Source organism: Streptomyces sp. CLV115 (genome assembly GCF_038448545.1).
GTDB lineage: Bacteria > Actinomycetota > Actinomycetes > Streptomycetales > Streptomycetaceae > Streptomyces > Streptomyces sanglieri.
In genome coordinates this window covers 1-1,180 of sequence record NZ_JBCEWQ010000354.1, presented here as the reverse complement: position 1 = coordinate 1,180, position 1,180 = coordinate 1, and the positions used below count along the sequence as shown (strand labels likewise).

Genomic DNA, 1,180 nt, shown 5'->3' with positions numbered 1-1,180 from the left:
GGATCTGCCGGTAAGCCGGGTGGTCCGGCACGTCCGGGCGGGGCGGCTCCTCGACGGGCACTGGGGCGGCGATGGTGAGGAGCGTCTTGCGGGTGATGCGTAAGTTTTCGCTCTCCGTGTCGAGTTCGCCGAGGCGTGCGGCGAGTTCCTCGATGCGGGAGCGGAGTTGTCCGTCCTGCTCGCCCAGTTCCCGCTCGCGCGCCTCGATGTACTCCAGGATGGCACTGATCTGCGGGTCCTCTCGCACGCTGCCCTCCAGGAGGGGACGGTGGCACCGGTGAGGCGGCGAGCCATGACGGAGGTCATCGCCCAGAACACGCGGGAGCGGGAGCTGGCGGGCCGGTGTTCGTAGTCACGGACCAGACGCCGGTAGAACATCGAGATCCCGTTCGTCTGCTCGACGATCCAGCGCTTGGCCTGCGGGACGAAACCCTTGTCTGCGGGGTTGCGCTCGACGATCTCGACATCGATGCCGTACTGCTTGCCGTGCTCGACGACGCTCTTCTTGAACCCCTGGTCGACCAGCGCCTTACGGACCGTGTCGGTCTGTGCGGCCACACCGTCCAGCAGAGCGATGCCCGCGGCGTTGTCGTGCGCGGGGGCCGCCAGCACGACGACCTCGATGACCAGGCCCAACGTGTCCACGGCCAGGCATCTCTTCCTGCCTGGCACCTTTTTCGCGGCATCCTTCCCGGTCGTGGCGGCCGGCACATCGACTGCGGAGTGAACACTCTGCGTGTCCAGAACGATGAGGCTCGGGTCGGCTAATCGCCGTTTCTTCTCCCGCAACTGCCACCGCAGAAGATCGTGGATGGTCTGGTCGGTACCGTCGTCGCGCCACTTGTAGAAGTAGTACTTCACCGCACCGGCGGGCGGCAGATCGTGGGGCAACAGGTCCCACTGGCAGCCGGTGCGGTTCTGGTACAGAATCGCGTTCACGATCTCCCGCATCGCGTATCCGCCCTGGTGGCCGCTGACCGACGGGTGCCGGGCCTTCCAGGCGCCGATCACAGGATCGACCAACGCCCATTGCTCGTCGGAAACATCACTCGAGTACGGCTTGCGATCACTCATCCCGTCACCCAAGCGAATCTCGCACGCTTGACCGGCAACGATGCTCCAACCTCACCCCATCGAGCGATGACAAGCCGGATAGAAGATCACGTACCGCACTCTCAGC

Annotated in this window: 1 pseudogene; it reads right to left on the bottom strand. The window is 65.3% G+C overall.

Annotated features, from left to right (window positions below):
• Window positions 1–252: 252 nt before the first annotated feature.
• Window positions 253–1,074: pseudogene (locus AADR41_RS42105) on the bottom strand (IS5 family transposase); the annotation flags it as partial.
• Window positions 1,075–1,180: the final 106 nt, after the last annotated feature.